At 69.5% G+C, this 17,741-nt stretch carries 13 protein-coding genes; 3 read left to right on the top strand and 10 right to left on the bottom strand.

Annotated elements, in window-relative coordinates:
• The first annotated feature begins 63 nt into the window (after positions 1-63).
• A complete protein-coding gene (locus tag ABI214_RS05810) occupies positions 64-672 on the top strand; it encodes a TetR/AcrR family transcriptional regulator (protein ID WP_348607144.1) in 609 nt (202 codons plus the stop codon).
• 26 nt (positions 673-698) lie between these two features.
• Here the strand turns inward: ABI214_RS05810 and ABI214_RS05805 are convergent, their stop codons facing one another.
• The 3 genes from ABI214_RS05805 to ABI214_RS05795 all read right to left on the bottom strand — a co-directional run bounded on the left by ABI214_RS05805 (position 699) and on the right by ABI214_RS05795 (position 9,950).
• On the bottom strand, positions 699-2,105 hold the full coding sequence (locus tag ABI214_RS05805; RefSeq protein WP_348607141.1) for a selenium-binding protein SBP56-related protein: 1,407 nt from the start codon (positions 2,103-2,105) through the stop codon (positions 699-701).
• A gap of 173 nt (positions 2,106-2,278) precedes the next feature.
• Positions 2,279-6,019 carry a multifunctional oxoglutarate decarboxylase/oxoglutarate dehydrogenase thiamine pyrophosphate-binding subunit/dihydrolipoyllysine-residue succinyltransferase subunit gene (locus tag ABI214_RS05800; protein ID WP_348607138.1) on the bottom strand — a complete coding sequence of 1,247 codons (3,741 nt, stop codon included), beginning with the start codon at positions 6,017-6,019 and terminating at the stop codon, positions 2,279-2,281.
• A gap of 112 nt (positions 6,020-6,131) precedes the next feature.
• Entirely contained in the window at positions 6,132-9,950 is a 3,819-nt protein-coding gene (locus tag ABI214_RS05795) for an ABC transporter ATP-binding protein (protein ID WP_348607133.1), read from the bottom strand.
• Between the two features lie 88 nt (positions 9,951-10,038).
• On the opposite strand from ABI214_RS05795, the gene ABI214_RS05790 reads away from it, so the two are divergent.
• Together ABI214_RS05790 and ABI214_RS05785 are read left to right on the top strand one after the other, a co-directional pair.
• The gene (locus ABI214_RS05790; RefSeq protein ID WP_348607129.1) at positions 10,039-10,896 is read left to right on the top strand and encodes a DUF1707 SHOCT-like domain-containing protein; all 858 of its coding nucleotides are present in this window, start codon (positions 10,039-10,041) and stop codon (positions 10,894-10,896) included.
• 2 nt (positions 10,897-10,898) lie between these two features.
• On the top strand, positions 10,899-11,771 hold the full coding sequence (locus ABI214_RS05785) for a DUF1707 SHOCT-like domain-containing protein (RefSeq protein ID WP_348607125.1): 873 nt from the start codon (positions 10,899-10,901) through the stop codon (positions 11,769-11,771).
• Positions 11,772-11,783: 12 nt separating this feature from the next.
• Here the strand turns inward: ABI214_RS05785 and ABI214_RS05780 are convergent, their stop codons facing one another.
• The 7 genes from ABI214_RS05780 to ABI214_RS05750 form a co-directional block, all read right to left on the bottom strand.
• Entirely contained in the window at positions 11,784-12,560 is a 777-nt protein-coding gene (locus ABI214_RS05780) for an ABC transporter permease (protein WP_348607122.1), read from the bottom strand.
• On the bottom strand, positions 12,557-13,660 hold the full coding sequence (locus ABI214_RS05775; protein ID WP_348611300.1) for an ABC transporter ATP-binding protein: 1,104 nt from the start codon (positions 13,658-13,660) through the stop codon (positions 12,557-12,559). The genes ABI214_RS05780 and ABI214_RS05775 overlap by 4 nt, the downstream gene beginning before the upstream one ends.
• A gap of 123 nt (positions 13,661-13,783) precedes the next feature.
• Positions 13,784-14,443, bottom strand: a complete 660-nt coding sequence (locus ABI214_RS05770; RefSeq protein ID WP_348607117.1) for a DUF305 domain-containing protein — start codon at positions 14,441-14,443, stop codon at positions 13,784-13,786.
• Between the two features lie 62 nt (positions 14,444-14,505).
• Positions 14,506-14,904, bottom strand: a complete 399-nt coding sequence (locus ABI214_RS05765) for a DUF6153 family protein (RefSeq protein ID WP_348607112.1) — start codon at positions 14,902-14,904, stop codon at positions 14,506-14,508.
• 31 nt (positions 14,905-14,935) lie between these two features.
• On the bottom strand, positions 14,936-15,754 hold the full coding sequence (locus tag ABI214_RS05760; protein WP_348607109.1) for an alpha/beta fold hydrolase: 819 nt from the start codon (positions 15,752-15,754) through the stop codon (positions 14,936-14,938).
• A gap of 28 nt (positions 15,755-15,782) precedes the next feature.
• A complete protein-coding gene (locus tag ABI214_RS05755) occupies positions 15,783-16,523 on the bottom strand; it encodes a hypothetical protein (protein ID WP_348607106.1) in 741 nt (246 codons plus the stop codon).
• A gap of 123 nt (positions 16,524-16,646) precedes the next feature.
• Positions 16,647-17,624, bottom strand: coding sequence for a glutathione S-transferase family protein (locus ABI214_RS05750; RefSeq protein WP_408586140.1), 978 nt, complete (start codon positions 17,622-17,624; stop codon positions 16,647-16,649).
• Positions 17,625-17,741: the final 117 nt, after the last annotated feature.

The raw sequence follows: 17,741 nt of genomic DNA, 5'->3' as shown, positions 1-17,741 counted from the left end.
CGTAGGGCGTTGTTGATCGGCGGTCAATAGCTAATTGACTGCAATTCAGTAAGGTGGGGGCTCATGGACGTCGTCAAACGCACCAGGCTCAGCCCCGAGGAGAGGCGGGCGCAGCTGATCGACCTGGGCGTGCGGATGCTCGCCGAACGGCCCCTCGAGCAGATCTCCGTCGAGGACATCGCCGACGAGGCCGGTGTGTCCCGCGGGCTGCTGTTCCACTACTTCGCGTCCAAGCACGACTTCCACGTCGCCATCGTGCGCCACACGAGCGCGGACATGCTCGCCCGCACGGCCCCGAACCCGGACCTCGCACCCATCGAGATCCTGCGCGACGCGATGGCGTCGTACGTCGACTACGTCTCCGAGAACCGCGACACCTACGTCTCGCTGCTGCGGGGGACCGCCAGCGGCGACCCCGCTATGCGGGAGGTGTTCGAGGCGACCCGCGCCGAGATGGCCCGGCGCGTGATCGACCAGCTCCCGATGCTCGAGATCGCACCCGATCCCCGCATCGCGCTGTCGGTGCGCGGCTGGATCGCGTTCGTCGAGGAGGCCACGATCACGTGGCTGCGCGCACCCGAGATCTCGCGGGACGAGCTGATCGAGCTGCTGGTCACCGCGTTGCCGGCGGTCGCGCTGACGCCGGACACCGCGGCCTCGCTGCTGCGGTAGCGGCGGCGCAGAATCGCCCGAAACTGCTAGCGGTAGCAGTACGAATCGGACGAGGCGTCGCCACCCTGGAGGCGGACCTGGTGCGGTCGTAGGCCGCGGAAGTCGCCGTCGTGCGGGAAGAAGTGCTCGTCGACGGTCATCCCGCCGCGCGGATCGGTGTGGACCAGTGCCATCCAGGCGCCGACCCCGTCCGGGTAGAACTGGTCGTCCCACGCGCCGTACAGGGAGTTGGTGACGTACACCCGCTTTCCGTCCCGGCTGATCTCGACCATCTGCGAACCCCCGGACAGCGGCTGGGTCGGCATCGCCGGATGCGCGACGCGGCCGACGATCCCGCCGAGTCGAACGGAGCCGGTCTTCCTCGGGTGGGCTGGGTCGCGCACGTCGAACTGCTCGAGTTCGCCGGTGCCCCAGCACGAGACGTAGAGGAACTGGTCGTCGACCGACAGATCGATGTCGGTAACCAGCGGTGGCACCGCCCCGAACGGCTTCAGTGCGGGTGGCAGCAGGTCCGGGTCGGCAGGCTCGGCCGGGATGGTGATCACCTTGTCCACCGCCCAGGTGCCGTCGTCGCGGTGCCAGCGCCACACCGAGGCCGACAGGTCCTCGGTCGAGATGACCACGCCGACGAACCCCCACGTGGCCTCCGGGTCGTGCGACGGGCGAAGTTCGAGCGGCATCTGGTGCTGTGCGCCGAGGTCCACGCGCTGCCGGTGCTCGCCCGTGGCGAGGTCCCAGAAGTGGATCGCGTGGCCGTACTCGTTCGCCAGGAGCAGTTCGGGCACCAACCCGTCCTCGATCATCGACGGGGTGCCCCATTCGCTGCTGATCAGCGTGTTCTGGTTGAGATGCCACCAGGCGTCGTACGCGAAATACTGTGGCCCCCGGTCGGTTTCCCATTGCCGGAGTACGTCGAACGTGTCGTGATCGAGCAGGGCGATCCCGCCCGGGCCATCCGATCCGTCGGCGCCCCCGAGGCAGGTCAGGAACATCCCGTCCGGCCCGCAGTGCAGGGTGTGCGGTCGGGAGTAGCCGGCCTTGGCGGCGAGATCCGCGGCGTCCACGACCCGGGTCACGGTGGGTTGACGCGGGTCCGGTCCGGTGTCGAGCACGTACAGGTTGGACGAACGCAGTCCCGGCACGATCAGATACCGACGGGCCAGGCCCGTCATGTCGTGGCCCTCGTGCTTCAACGCGCTGCTACACGCGTTCCAGCCGAAATGGTGCAGTTCGTTCCCCCGCCCCGGAATCTCTGTCCAGCCGACCACCCGGCCGTAGGTGTCCGAGCCCGGATCCACGTCGATCACGCTCATCGCGTCGGGTTTGTCTGCGGCGCGGTCGAACGCGGCGACGTAGCCCAGTCGTTCAGGTGGCGCGGCCGCCGCGTCCGCTGCCGTTCGGTAGAAGGTCGGGTCCGTGGTTGGCTGACTCATCTTCAGCCTCCTTCGTGGAGACGACGAGACCCGCTTCACAGAATATGAGAACCGCGCGCGGAGCGGAACCGCGGCCGCACGACCGCGGTGACCGGGACGCCGAAACGAAACCGGCCCGCCCACTCGTGGAGAGTGGGCGGGCCGGTTTCTCGTGTCTCAGCCGATCAGGCGGATCACTTCGTGGCCGTGAACGCCGCGTCGATGATCTCCTGCTGCTCGACAGCGTGGACCTTGCTCGAGCCCGAGGACGGTGCCGACATCGCGCGACGCGAGACGCGCTTGATGCCCGCCAGCTTCTCGGGCAGCAGCTCCGGCAGGGCCAGGCCGAGGAACGGCCATGCACCCTGGTTCGCCGGCTCCTCCTGGACCCAGAAGAACTCGTTCACGTTCGGGTAGCGGTCCAGGGTCTCCGCGATGCGGCGACGCGGGATCGGGTACAGCTGCTCGATCCGGACGATCGCGACGTCGTCGCGGTTCTCCTTCTGCTTCTTGGCCAGCAGCTCCCAGTAGATCTTGCCGGACGTCAGCAGCACGCGCTTGACCTTGGTGCGGTCGCCGCCCTGCGTGTCGTACGACGGCTCCTCGAACACCGAGCGGAACTTGCCGGTGGTGAAGTCCTCGAGGTTGCTGACCGCGGCCTTGTTGCGCAGCATCGACTTCGGCGTGAACACCACGAGCGGGCGGCGGATGCCGTCCAGGTGGTGACGACGCAGCAGGTGGAAGTAGCTGGCCGGGGTCGACGGCATCGCAACCGTCATCGAGCCCTCGGCGCACAGCTGCAGGAACCGCTCGATGCGGCCCGACGTGTGGTCCGGGCCCTGGCCCTCGTGGCCGTGCGGCAGCAGCAGCACGACGTCGGACAGCTGGCCCCACTTGGCCTCACCGGAACTGATGAACTCGTCGATGATGGTCTGGGCGCCGTTGACGAAGTCGCCGAACTGCGCCTCCCACAGCACCAGCGCGTCGGGGTTGCCGACCGAGTAGCCGTACTCGAAGCCCAGGCCCGCGAACTCGGTGAGTGCCGAGTCGTAGACCATGAACTTGCCGCCGTTGTCGGCTGCCGTGGCGAGGTCCGCGATCGGGTTGTACTCGTCGCCGTTCTTGCGGTCGATGAGGACCGAGTGGCGCTGCGTGAACGTGCCGCGGCGCGAGTCCTGACCGGCGAGGCGCACGAGGGCGCCCTGCTCGGCGAGCGAACCGAACGCGAGCAGCTCGGCGAACGCCCAGTCGATGTGGCCCGCGCGGGACATCTCGTGACGCTTCTCGATCACCGGCTTGACGCGCGGGTGCACCGTGAAGCCCTCGGGGACGTTGACGAACGCGTCGCCGATGCGGGCGAGCGTGGCCGCGTCGACCGCCGTGGTGAGGCGGGCCGGCGGGGTCTGGTCCAGCTCGACGGACTCCGACGGTTCGGGCTTGTACTTCTCGAGCTCGCGGACCTCGTTGAACACCCGCTCCAGCTGGCCCTGGTAGTCGCGCAGGGCGTCTTCGGCTTCCTTGAGCGAGATGTCGCCGCGGCCGATCAGGGCCTCGGTGTAGCTCTTGCGGACGCTGCGCTTGGTGTCGATCAGGTCGTACATCGCCGGCTGCGTCATCGACGGGTCGTCGCCCTCGTTGTGGCCGCGGCGGCGGTAGCAGATCAGGTCGATGACGACGTCCTTGCCGAACTTCTCACGGAAGTCGACGGCCAGCTGCGCGACCCAGACACAGGCCTCCGGGTCGTCGCCGTTCACGTGGAAGATCGGCGCGCCGATCATCTTCGCGACGTCGGTGCAGTACTCGGACGAACGCGAGTGCTCCGGCGCGGTGGTGAAGCCGACCTGGTTGTTGACGACCACGTGCACGGTGCCGCCGGTGCGGTAGCCGCGCAGCAGCGCCAGGTTCAGGGTCTCGGCCACGACACCCTGGCCGGCGAACGCCGCGTCACCGTGCAGCATGAGCGGCATGACGGTGAAGCCGTCCTGGCCCTTGTCCAGCAGGTCCTGCTTCGCGCGGACCAGGCCCTCGAGGACCGGGTCGACCGCCTCGAGGTGCGACGGGTTCGCGGTCAGCGACACCTTGATGTCGTTCTCGCCGAACATCTGGATGTAGGTGCCCTCGGCGCCCAGGTGGTACTTCACGTCACCGGAGCCGTGTGCGGCCGCCGGGTTCATGTTGCCCTCGAACTCGGTGAAGATCTTCGAGTACGGCTTGCCGACGATGTTCGCCAGCACGTTCAGGCGGCCGCGGTGCGGCATGCCGATGACGACCTCGTCGAGGCTGTGCTCGGCGGCCTGGTCGATGATCGCGTCCATCATCGGGATGACGGACTCGGCGCCCTCGAGCGAGAAGCGCTTCTGGCCGACATACTTGGTCTGAAGGAAGGTCTCGAACGCCTCGGCGGCGTTGAGCTTGCTCAGGATGTACTTCTGCTGCGCGACGGTCGGCTTGACGTGCTTGGCCTCGACGCGCTCCTGCAGCCATGCCTGCTGCTCGGGCTCGAGGATGTGCGTGTACTCGACACCGGTGTGGCGGCAGTACGCGTCCCGCAGGATCGACAGGACGTCGCGCAGCTTCATGCGGGCCTGGCCGTGGAAGCCGCCGACGTTGAACTCGCGGTCCAGGTCCCACAGGGTCAGGCCGTGGGTGGTGACGTCGAGGTCCGGGTGGCTGCGGAACTTGTCCTTGACGAACTGCAGCGGGTCGGTGTCGGCCATCAGGTGACCGCGGTTGCGGTACGCCGCGATGAGCTCGAGCACGCGGGTGTTCTTGTCGACCGCACCCTCGGGCACGTCCTTGCGCCAGCGGACCGGCTCGTAAGGAATGTGCAGCGAGTGGAAGATCTCGTCGTAGAACTCGTCGCTGATCAGCAGGTTGTGGATCGTGCGCAGGAAGTCGCCGGACTCGGCGCCCTGGATGATCCGGTGATCGTAGGTCGAGGTCAGGGTCATCAGCTTGCCGACGCCCATGTCCGCGATGCGCTCGTCGCTCGCGCCCTGGAACTCGGCCGGGTACTCCATGGCACCGGCGCCGATGATCGCGCCCTGGCCCTGCATCAGACGCGGCACCGAGTGCACGGTGCCGATGCCGCCGGGGTTGGTCAGCGAGATCGTGACACCGGAGAAGTCCTCGGCGGTGAGCTTGCCGTCACGGGCGCGCCGGACGATGTCCTCGTAGGCGCCGTAGAACTGCACGAAGTTCATCGAGTCGCAGCCCTTGATCGCCGCGACGACGAGCGAGCGGCTGCCGTTCTTGCCCGGCAGGTCGATCGCGAGACCGAGGTTGGTGTTCGCCGGCGTGACGACGTTCGGCTTGCCGTCGATCTCGGCGAAGTGCCGGTTCATGTTCGGGAACGACTTGACCGCCTGCACGATCGCGTAACCGAGGATGTGGGTGAACGAGACCTTGCCGCCGCGGGTACGGGCGAGGTGGTTGTTGACGACGATGCGGTTGTCGAACATCAACTTCGCGGGGACAGCGCGGACGCTGGTCGCGGTCGGGATCGTGAGCGAGGCCGACATGTTGCGGGCCACCGTGGCAGCCGCGCCGCGCAGGACCTGGTTGGTGTCCTGAGTGGGGGCTTCGGCGGCAGCCGGCTTGGGAGCAGCAGCAGGCTTCGGGGCGGCAGCCGGCTTGGGTGCGGGCGGGGCGGCCGGAGCCGGAGGCGGGGTGGCCGCCTTGGGCGCCGGAGCGGGCGCGGTCGCGGGAGCTGCGGCAGGTGCCGGAACTGCGGCACCGTTCGCGGCCTTGGTGGCGACATCACCGGCGCCGAGCGCCTCGCCGTTCCCGGTCGCGTTCGCCGCATCGGGCGAGTAATCCGTCAGAAACTCGTGCCAACTTGCGTCCACGGATGAGGGATCATCCTGGAAGCGTTGGTACATCTCGTCAACCAACCACTGGTTCTGTCCGAACTGGGAAGTAGAGCTGCTGCTCACGGCAGGTGTTCGCCTCGTTTCTTTCTTCGGTACCCGATCAGAGCGCCTATACACATGAGGCTAGCCTCCGCGCGTCGAGCTCGGCCATCCGGTCCGTCGCGTGTCGGCTGTCTCACATTGTTGCGATGGGATCACCATCGATGACGGTTCTCGCCGACGAATTATTCCCCTGTTCACTCTCCGCTGCATCACAGAGCCGCGCGTAATGTCCATCCGCGCGTCGAAGGGTGTCGTGAGCACCGGTTTCCACGATGCGACCCCGGTCGACGACCACGATGAGATCGGACCGCGCGGCGGTCGCGAGACGGTGCGCGACCACCACTGACGTGCGACGTCGAGTGACCATTCGGTTCGATTCGAGGACCAGTCGCTCGGTCGCCGGATCGAGTGTCGCCGTCGCCTCGTCGAGCAACAACAGGTCCGGGTCGACCATCTCGGCGCGGGCGAGCGCGATCAGCTGGCGCTGGCCCGCGGACAGCCCCTGCCCGCGTTCCCCGATCGGCTGATTCATCCCCCCGGACAGGGCCGCGATGGTCGGCAGCGCGCCGACCGAACGCGCCGCGGCCTCGATCTGCTCGCGCGTCGCATCCGGTCGGCCGTAGGCGATGTTGCTCGCGACGGTGCCGGTGAACAGGTGTGCCTCCTGCGGGACGACGCCGAGTCGTCCCCGGTAGCCGTGCAGCGGATAGCGCCGCAGGTCCTCGTCGTCGACCCGGACCGAGCCGGACGTCGGGTCGTAGAAGCGCGCGAGCAGCTTGACGACCGTCGACTTGCCGGCACCGGTGCGGCCCACGAGCGCGACCGTGGTGCCCGCCGGGATGCGCAGGTCGATGTCGCTGAGGGCGTCGGACTCGGCGCCTTGGTAGCGGAAGCTGACGTCGTCGAAGGCGACGTCACCGCGCAGGTGACCAGCGATGGGCACGGTGTCGCCCGGGTCGGCCGTCTCGATCGAACTCGGTGTCGCGAGCAGGTCGGCGATCCGGCGCAGGCCGACGTCGGCCTGCTGGTAGCCGTCGAACACCTGCGACAGCTGCTGGATCGGGCCGAACAGCAGACCCAGGTACAGCACGAACGCGACCAGCGTGCCGGCGGTGGTGGAGCCGTCGGCGACGCGCTGCGCGCCGACGAACACGATCGCCGCGAGCGCCAGGTCGGACAGCAGCGTGATGAACGGGAAGTACACCGAGATCGCGCGCTGCGATCGCATCCGGCTGCGGCGGTAGCTGTCCGCGCGCTCGGCGAATCGCCGCGCGGCGAACTCCTCGCGCCGGTACGCCTGGGCCGCCCGCAGACCCGCGATGTTCTCCTGGAACTCGGCGTTGACCAGCGAGATCCGCTCCCGCGACACGCTGTACGCGGCGCCGGACACGCGCCGGAACACGAGGGTCGCGACGGTCAGCGGGAGCAGCGCCGCGAGTGCGACCAGCGCCAGCGTCACGTCGGTCACGAGCAGCGCCACCGCGATCCCCGCGAGGGTGAGCAGCGCGACGACCGCCGTCGACAGGCCCGTCTGGATGAACGACGACAGCGCGTCGACGTCCGTGGTCATGCGCGTCATGATCCGGCCGGACAGCTCGCGTTCGTAGTAGTCCAGGCCGAGTCGCTGCAGGTGTGCGTAGCTGCGCACCCGCAGCCCGAACAGCACCCGCTCGCCGGCCCGCGCGGTGATCACCGTGAGGACCGCCACGACGAGCCAGCCGACGAGCGCCAACGTGGTCCCGACGGCGGTGGCCGCCCACAGCGGGCCGTACTCGCCGGGGACCACGCCGTGATCGATCGCGTACCGGACGATCGACGGGAACGTGATGCCGATCACCGAGTCCAGGGCCAGGCACAGCACGACACCGGCGAGGAGCCAGCGCACCGGGTGGAGCAGCCGACCGAGCCGGAACTCGGAGTCGTCGCGGCGCAGCCGGGTGGTGTCGGTGCTCGGATCCTCGTCCGCCGGCGGGAGCGCGTCGACGGCCCGCTTCAGCTCCGGAGTCGCGGCCACCCCGCCGAGCGCGCCGGCCATGTGTCCGCCGCCGCCGTGGCCACCCGGGCGGCCGGGATCGGACGGTGCACCGGCGCCGGCCCCGTCGTCCGTCGCGACATCCGGCCACAGTTGCGCTGCGGTCGGCTCGGCCACCGGCGTGGTGACCTCACCGTCCGACCCGACGTCGAGCGGGTCCGGGGCGGACAGCAGCGTCCGGAACAGCGGGCACCGCGCGTCGAGTTCGTCGACGGTGCCGATGTCGATGATCCGGCCGCCGTCGAGGACCGCGACACGGTCGGCGAGGGTGAGCGTCGAGCGGCGGTGGGCGAGGATGAGCGTCGTCCGGCGGCGACCGTCCCGCAGCGCGTCGAAGATCGTCGCCTCGGTGCCCGCGTCCACCGCCGAGGTCGCGTCGTCCAGGATCAACACCCGCGGATCGACGAGCAGCGCGCGGGCCAGCGCGACGCGCTGGCGCTGGCCGCCCGACAGCGTCAGCCCCCGTTCGCCGACGACGGTGTCGTAGCCGTCCGACAGTGCGGAGATGAACTCGTCGGCCTGCGCGAGCTTCGCGGCGATGCGGATCTCCTCGGCGCTGGCGTCGGGACGGCCGAGCGCGATGTTGGCGGCGATCGTGTCCGAGAACAGGAACGGCTCGTCGAACACCAGACCCACCGCCTCGCGCAGCTGCTCGGCGCGCAGCTCGGAGACGTCGACGCTGCGTCCCTCGCTCGTGAGCGACACGGTCCCGGAGGCCGGCGTGTAGAAGCGGGGGAGGAGCAGCGAGAGCGCGGTCTTGCCGGAGCCCGCCGGGCCCACGACCGCGACGGATTCGCCGGGGGCGATCGTCAGGTCGAGGCCGGTCAGGACGTCGCGGCCGTCCTCGAAGCCGAAGGAGACGTCGCGCAGCTGGACGCCGAGCGGGCCGTCGGGGAGGTCGGTCGGGTGCGGCGGATCGGACACGTCGGGCTCGGTGTCGATCACCTCGTAGACGCGCTCGACGGCCGCGCGCGACAGCTGCGCCATGATCACGACCTGCGACAGCGTCCGGGTGGCTGCGGTCATCGTCGCGACGTAGGTCGCGAAGGCGAGGAAGGTGCCGACGGTGATCGAGCCGTGCAGCGCGAGCACGCCGCCGAGGGCGATGACGCCGACCAGGCCGAGCTGGGGGAGGGCCGCCATCGACGGCGCGAACCGTGCGTTGATCCGCGCCGCGCGCATCCGTTCCGCGTACAGGGTGCGGCCGAGGTCCTCGAGCTGATCCACCGCACGGGACTCCTGCCCGAAGCCCTTGACCACGCGGACACCGGTCACGGTCTCCTCGACGTGCTGGGCGAGGTCGGCGGCGCGCTGCTGCGCCGACCACGTCGCCGCGAACAGCGTCGGCCGGACCAGGTACACCACCAGCGCGACGGCGGGCACCACGACGAGCGCGACCACCGTGAGCAGCGGCGACAGCCACGCCATGATCACCAGCGCGAGCGCGAACTGCAGCACCACACCGGCCGACATCGGGACCATCGCGAGCAGGCCCTGCACCAGTTGCAGGTCGGTGATCGAGCGGGACACCACCTGGCCGGTCCGGATCTGGTCCTGGCCGCGGCCGTCGAGGCGTTGTAGCGAGCCGAGCAGCCCCAGCCGCAGGTCGTGCTGGACGTCCAACGAGAGCCGACCGGCGAGCATCCGACGCCCGTACTGGCACGCGAAGCGCACGCACGCGAGGCCGGCGATGAGCACCGCGATGACGGCGATCACCCTCGTGGCGGTGGCCTCGCCGCCCGACGCGGCGTCGAGCGCAACCTTTGTCAGCAGCGGGAACACGATGTCGATGACCGCGGCGATCACGGTCACGGTGAGCGCGCCGACCGCGGTCCGGCGGTGGTTCCAGCACTCGGCGCCGAGTCGTCGCATCCAGCCGCGGTGACCGTCCGCCGCCCGTGTCACGTCCTGTGTAGCCATCGCCGCCAACGGTAGTCCGGGGTCCGGACACCCTCGGTCGCGTCGGCGTCGGTGGTTTCTGTCGCAGGGCGTTTCCTAGGATCGGGGCGTGCCCGATTCAAGATCACCCAAGGCCCGGGCGCGGGACATCGACCGCGCGCAGACCTGCAGCCTGCTCGATGCCGCGTACGGCGACGGTCAGCTCGGCGTCGACGACTACGAGGCGCGCACCGCGGCCGCGATGCACGCGGAGACACTCGGCGAGCTGTGGGCGCTCACCGAGGATCTGCAGGTCCCGGACCATCTTCGCGAGTCGCCGGAGCCGCCCGCCGACGAGGCCGGACAGTCGCACCGCCGTGGCCTCGTGCTGGTCGCGGTGCTCGTTGCGGCGGTGGTGGTCTGTGGCGTCGTCTACCTGCTGTCCAGCAGTGCCGCCGGTGGTGACCGGTCGACCGGTGCGTCGGGATCGACAGCTGCCCGGCCTGCGGCGGCCGGTGAACCGGACCCGATCGCGGTCGAGCCGATCGACCTGCACACCGCCGACGGCATCCGCGAATTCGTGCGCTTGTTCGAACTGCAGTTCCACGACACGATCGCCGACGATGTCGACTTGTACCGGGACGATGCCATCGTCGAGCGGATGGTCCCCAACCAGCCGCACCGCTACCTGCAGTGGCGGTTCAGCGGCGGGTTCGAGCAGTGGACCAACCTACCCGGTCCCCGGGATCGGGATCAGCAGACGGTCGACCTCACTCAGCTCGACGCCGACCGCATCGGCGCGCTCATCGCCAGCGCGCCGCAGCAGGTACTTCGGCCCAGCGGCCGCATCGATCTCGTCGCGATCCGCGCCTACGACGGCCAGCCACTCGTCACGGTGTACGTCGTGGACAACGACGAGTCCAAGGGGAGCGTGACGGCGACACTCGGCGGCGAGATCGTCGACGTCCAGACTGCAAAGCAGGGCTGACCGTGCCGCTCCGCGCTCGCGACCTCGACCGGGGCGACGCCCGCGCCCTCCTCGACGCCGCCTACGAGACCGGGCAGTTGAGCCCCGACGAACACAGTGCGCGCGTCGCTTCCGCCGCCGCCGCGGCGACCCTCGACGAACTCGACCGGCTCGTCGGCGACCTGCAGCTCACCGACGAGGTCGTCGGGAGAACACGGTTCACGCCACTTCCCCCGGATCCGCAGCCCGCGCCGACGACTTCGACTGCGACGACTTCTACTACGGCGACCCCCACCGCGGCGACGCCCCCGAAGCCCACGCCACGGCGCCGCGCCGTGGTCCTGGCCGGGGCGGCACTGGTTGCTGGGCTGCTGTTCGTGACGCTGGTGGGCAAGGCGCCCGACTCGGGAACGAACTGGGCGTCGCCCGAGACGTCGGACCGCAATGCACTGTTCACGGTCGCGGGGTTCGGGCAGATGCTCGACGACATCCAGCGCGAGTTCGGTGACCTGGTCGTCGACCGCATCACGATCTACCCTGACCGCGCCGAGATCGAACGGCCCATCTCCGGCAAGCCCGGCCAGGACCAGAGCTACGGCTACCGAATCACCGCCGGTACGGGAGAACTCACCGACCAGGGCACGACCTCACGTAGCAGTGACGCGATTCCCAACGATCTCGCTCCGCTCCGGCAGAACCTGCCACGCGTGATCGGGCTGTTCTCCGGAGCGGACCGGACCCTGCGGGTCGAGAACCCGACCTCGGCACATGTGCTCGTCGGAGTGAGCGGGCCGATCGTGGAGATGAACCTGACGAACGACGAGCAGGGCACCAGGGGTTATCTCAGCGTCGGGTTCGACGGGGTCATCCGACGTATCCACCGATCGGACCAGTGAGCGCGGACCGGCTCAGGTGATGTCGCGGGTTCGGGTGGCCCACCAGCCCAGACCGCACGCCGCGGCGGCCCACAGGACCAGGCACAGCAGCGACAACCCCGTGCCGGGCTCCGACGTGCGGGCGTGTTCGTCGACGATGCCGACGAACGCACTGACGGTGACCGAACCGGGAAGCCACTGACCCACCGACGAGAGGTGGAGCCCGCCGAGGATGGCCCGGACTATCGCCTCGCCCATCACGTACCAGACGACGATCGTGACGGTGCTTGCGATCGACGACGCGGTCAGCAGCGCCAGTCCGGCGCCGATGAGGGCCCACAGCATCGATGCGACCAGTCCGACGACGAGGACCGCGGTCATCTGCCCGTCGAGTCGCACGTCACCCGACCCGGCGAGGAAGAGCACCGGGACGCTGACGAGTTCGATGGCGAGGCAGTACAGCGTCCCGAAGAGTGCGCTGACCAGGAGCTTGGCGGCGACGACGCTGTCCCGTCCGCGGGCGGTGAGGAAGGTGGTCGTGAGCGTGCTGTGCCGGTACTCGGTGCCGGCGTTGACAGCGCCGAACAGCGCCGAGAACACGAACACGAGCGCGAGCGCGACCAGGAGTCCGATGGCACCGACGGCCGCCTTCACTCCGTCGTCGCCGACCTCGTCGGCGATCCCGGAGATGAGCGGGAGGCTGATCGCGCCGGAGAGAAGTCCGACGAGAAGCGGTGCGAGGCCGAGTGCCCACCAGAACTTGAGGGTGGTGACCTTGCGGAACTCGGACAGCAGCAGGTTCGTCGTCACTGGCCGACTCCGTTCGGACCGGGGCCGTAGCCGGGCGGGGGTGGGTAACCGGGCGGGCCGTAGCCGGGCTGCGGCGGGTAGCCGGGAGGCGGCCCGTAGCCGGGCGGCGGGGGGCCGTACCCCGGCGGCGGACCGTAGTACCCGGCGGGGGCGGCGGGAGTGGGCGCTGCGAACTGTCCGGACGTCATCGCGAGGAACACCTGCTCGAGGTCCACGTTCTCGGTGGTGGCGCCGAAGACGGTGACGTCGGCGTTCGCGGCGATCCGTCCGACGGCGACCGGATCCGATCCCGCGACGGCGATGCGGCCGTCCGGGAGGTGCTGGACGTCGGTGATGCCGGTGGAGGCGAGCTCGGTGGCAAGGCGTACCGGGTCCGAGCAGGCCACGAGGAGCCGGGCGCGGTGGCTGGCGCGGAGTTGGTCCATCGAGCCCTGGTGGACGAGGACGCCGCGGCTGACGACGACGAGGTGATCGATCATCTGCTCCACCTCGCGGAGCAGGTGGCTCGAGATCAGCACGGTGCGACCCGATCGGGCGAAGCCGACGAGGAACTCGCGCAGCCACGCGATGCCCTCGGGATCGAGTCCGTTGGACGGCTCGTCGAGGACGAGAATCTGCGGATCACCGAGCAGCGCCGTCGCGAGGGTCAGGCGTTGCCGCATGCCGAGCGAGAACGTGCCGGCCTTGCGGTCCGCGGCCTCGGACAGCCCCACGAGGTGCAGTGCCTGCCGGGCGCGATCGTCCGGCACGCCGATGGCCGACGTGTACACCCGCAGGTGGTCGAGCGCAGTGCGTTTCGGGTGGAGGCCGCGGGAATCGAGCACCGCGCCGACTGCGCGGGCGGGTTCGGTGATCGCGCCGAACGGGACGCCGAACACCGTCGAACTGCCCGCGGTCGGCCGGACGAGACCGAGCAGCATCCGCAGCGTCGTCGTCTTCCCGGAGCCGTTGGGGCCGAGGAACCCGGTGATCGAGCCCTGCGGAACGGTGAAGCTCAGATTCGACACGGCCTGAACCGATTTGAACTGTTTCGACAATCCGTGCGCCTGGATGGCGGCGGGTGGTCCCGTCGGTACACCCGCGGGCGGCGCGGGTGGCATGGCTGAATTCACTGATCCCCCCTGGATTGTCAGTCGAGTGAGGGTACCCGGGGAACCGGTCGGTCGGGTTGCGCACCCGGCGAAGCGCCGCGGCGGCGCCACCGGGTGCGCAACCCGGTCGGGCTACCGACCGAGCAGGGCCTCCATCTGGGCGATCTCGGCCTGCTGGCTCGACACGATCTGCTGCGCCAACTGCCGCACCTGTTCGCTCTGACCGGTGGTCAGGATCTGCTCCGAACTGGCGACGGCGCCCTGATGGTGCTCGATCATCATCTCGAGCCACATGCGATCGAACTCGGGGCCCTTCGCATTTTCGAGGGCCTGCATCTGTTCGGCGGTCATCATGCCGTGGCCCATCCCGCCGTGGTCCATGCCGCCGGCGCTGGTCTCACCGTGTCCCGGCATCGGGACCATGCTCGGCTCGCCCCACGCCTTCAACCACCCCTCCATCTGTTCGATCTCGGGTGCCTGGGCCTGCTCGATCTGCGCGGCGAGCGCGACGACGTCGGGGTTACTGCTGCGACTCGGGACGAGCTCGGCCATCTCGACCGCCTGCTCGTGGTGCGGGATCATCATCCGGACGTACGCCACGTCGGCCTCGTTGTGGGCGCCGCCCTGTTCGGCGGTGCCGGACGCACTCGCCGACGTCGAGGCGGCGGAGCCGTTCGACGTGTTGTCGCTGGACTCGTCGGTCGCGCAGCCGACGACGAGGGTGACGGCCGCGGCGGCGGCGCCGATGCCGACGATCATTCGCTTGGTGTTCATGACCTGTGCTTTCTTCATGAGTGATCCAGGGAACCGGACTGCGGCCGGGACGGCGTCGACGCCGCGCCGCAGTGGCCCTGTCACACCCGCAGGATGCACAGTGACGACAGGAATTCGGAGGTCGTCGGGGTGAACGGGGGTGCCCGCCCGGCGCGTCGGGCGGGACCCGACGCGCGATGGATTCGCACGCGCTGCACCCGGGCGGTCCTCAGCAGTAGCCACACGGCCAAGGCGAGGGTCGCGGCCAGCAGCACCGCCAGACACATGTGGAAGGCGGGATGGTCGCCGGGGTGACCGGGTGCCGGCGTCGGGTCCGTTGGTGATTCGGAACCGCCTGTCGCGTGCTGCGTTCCGTGGTGGCCGACCGTCACGACCGGGCCGAGGGGTGCGGCGGTCACGTGGTGCATCGCGAGGACGCCGAACACGAGGGCGCACAGCGCCGCCGAGCGCGTGATCGACGCTCGAAGCTGCCCGGCCATGGCTTCGACTGTACCGACCGGGAGGACGCCTTCAGCGGTGCAGGAACGGAAGCACCTCGGCGAGGAACTCGCTGGGACAGTCCAGTTGCGGGCAATGTCCGCAACTGGGGATGATCGCGACCTGACGGCCCGCGTGAGGCGTGATCCGGCGGGCCGCTCGGGCGGGAGTCAGCAGGTCGTCGGCTCCCCACAGCAACAGCGCCGGCATCTCCAGGCCGTCGATCATCGCCGGGATCGGCAGATCCGCGATCTCCCGGATGACGACGCGGCCGAGCGCCAGCAGGTCGGCCACCTGCCGCTTGGTGGCGTAGTGCTGCGCGTAGTCGGCGCGCACGCGCGCGTCCGCGCGGCGGGGATGGCGCAGCGCTGCGCCCGCGTAGGCCGCGCCGATCAGCTGCTGGACGTACCGGTCGAGGACCGGCCCGGCCAGCACGCGCGCCACTCGGTCCATGCGCAGTTGCGTGCCGCGGGTCCAGGACCGGGGGATCGGGGAAACCCCGGGCATGTCGGACAGGACGACGTCCGCGACGCGGTCGGGGCGGGCGGACGCCCACGCGAGTGCGGTCACTGCGCCGAGCGAATTGCCGATCACGCTGACCTGCCCGGCCTCGTCGTCGGTGAGGGCGCTGAGCGTCTCCACGTACCCGTCGATGAGCGGTTCGCGCCAGGTGCCCGCGCTGCGTCCGAATCCGGGCAGGTCCACGACGAGCACCCGGAAGTGTCGAGCGAGCGTGGGCGTCACCTTCTGCCAGGTGCCGCCGTGGTCCGAATAGCCGTGCAGCAGAACGACCGTGCGATCACCGGATCCGGCGGACCGGACGTGGAGTCCCTCGAAACGTTCGGTGCGCACGGCGACGTCCTCTCGTCGGGTCGACCGGTCAGGACCGGGCGCTGCGCGGTTCGCTCGGCGGCGGGACGACGTGCAGTCGAGCCCTGTTGTCGGTTGTGGCGGGCCGATCCGGCCAGACCGCCGGGGCCGGGCCGAACGCCGCACGTGCATTGTCGATGACCCCGCGGCCGATCGCGCGGTTTCCGGCGCCGCCGATCACCGCACCGACCCCGGCCGGGAGGAGTTTGCCCAGGATGAGGGCACTGCGCTTCGCGGCGTATTTCGTAACGAACTTGCGTACGAGCGAGCTGTTCATCGCCCGCATGGTCCCGGGCGGGATCCGGCCGGTGACGAGCCGCGCCCAGTTGGTCGCGGTCAGCCCGGTGGCCCGCTCGACGATCTCCATGCCCGATTCGCCCAGTGCGACGGCCAGGACGAGGGCGCGGCGTTGCTGATGATCGTGTGGGGAGATGCCGTGGACGGAGGCGATCGCGAGCGTCAACAGGGCTGACGCCTCGAGGAAGAACGCGGTCTCCGCGCCGACCGCGGCGATCGACGCTACCGTCCCGACCGCCGGCACCGCGGCGGTGGCGCCGACCGCGCCGCCGCTGCTCGTCACCGCGGTCAGGAACATCTTCTCCATTCGCGCGACGCTCTGGGCGGGTGTGTCGTCGGGGTGGGCCCGGCGTACCCGCTCGACGTACTTCGCGACGGCAGGTGCCTGTAGCCGGCTCGCGTTGTCGAGCACCGAGACGATCGTCGATTCGATCCGTCCCTGCTTCTCGGCCATCCCAGTCCTCATCTCGGTATCCCGTTCCCGGCACGCGGGCGGTCACTCGCTGTCCGACTATATGGAAACCGGGCCTGCGACCCCGGAATTCCCAGGCGGGCGGAGCTTGCCGCCGACAGCGACTCAATCACGCTGTGTCGTAGCCCAGTGTGACAGCGGCACAACCTCTTCCGGCCGCGGCGGGTGCGGGGGAGTGCCGTTGCCGAAGGGTCGCCCGCCGAGCACCTCGCGGTTGTGCGGTTCGAGCCAGTGCGACAGGTCGGGCCCCTTGGGCACGATCTGCGTCGGGTTGATGTCCTTGTGGACGATGTAGTAGTGCTGCTTGATGTGGGTGAAGTCGATCGTGTCCCCGAAACCCGGGGTCTGGAACAGATCCCGCGCGTAGTTCCACAACACCGGCATCTCCGACAGCTTGCTCCGGTTGCACTTGAAGTGCCCGTTGTAGACGGCGTCGAACCGGGCGAGCGTCGTGAACAGGCGCACGTCGGCCTCGGTGATGGTGTCGCCCACGAGGAACCGTTGCGTCGACAGTCGTTCGGTCAGCCAGTCGAGGCGCTCGAACAGTCGGTCGTACGCGGCGTCGTATGCGTCCTGTGAGCCGGCGAATCCGCACCGGTAGACGCCGTTGTTGACGTCCTGGAACACGAGGTCCGCGACCTCGTCGATCTCGCCTCGCAGGTCCTCGGGGTACAGGTCCGGTGCGCCGTCGCGGTGGAACTCCTGCCACTCGGTCTCCAGGTCCAGCGTGATCTGCGGGAAATCGTTGGTGACGACCTCACCGGTCGCGATCTCGACGATGGCGGGCACCGTGATGCCGCGTGGGTAGCCGGGGAAGCGGGCGAAGTACGCGTCCTGCAGCCGCGGGATCTGCAGCACCGGGTCGACGCCGCCGGGATCGAGGTCGAAGGTCCAGCTGCGTTCGTCGTGAGTGGGTCCGCAGATGCCCATGGACAGAACGTCTTCCAGTCCGAGGAGTCGCCGCACGATGATCGAGCGGTTGGCCCACGGGCAGGCGCGGGCGACGATCAGGCGGTACCGGCCCGGCTCGACGGGATAGCCGTCGCGCCCGTCGGCGGTGATCCGTGTCGGGATGTAGTTCATGTCCCGGCTGAACTCCTCGCCCGGTTCGACGAAAGCTGCGCCGACATCCGTCGGGTGGGCACCGTCGTCGCTGTCGGTGGTGCGTTCCGTGCCGTCGTCACTCATCGCTCATCAGCT

This window comes from Prescottella soli (genome assembly GCF_040024445.1).
GTDB lineage: Bacteria > Actinomycetota > Actinomycetes > Mycobacteriales > Mycobacteriaceae > Prescottella > Prescottella soli.
The sequence above is the reverse complement of the archived record's forward strand: the minus strand, read 5'-3'. Positions and strand labels throughout refer to the sequence as shown.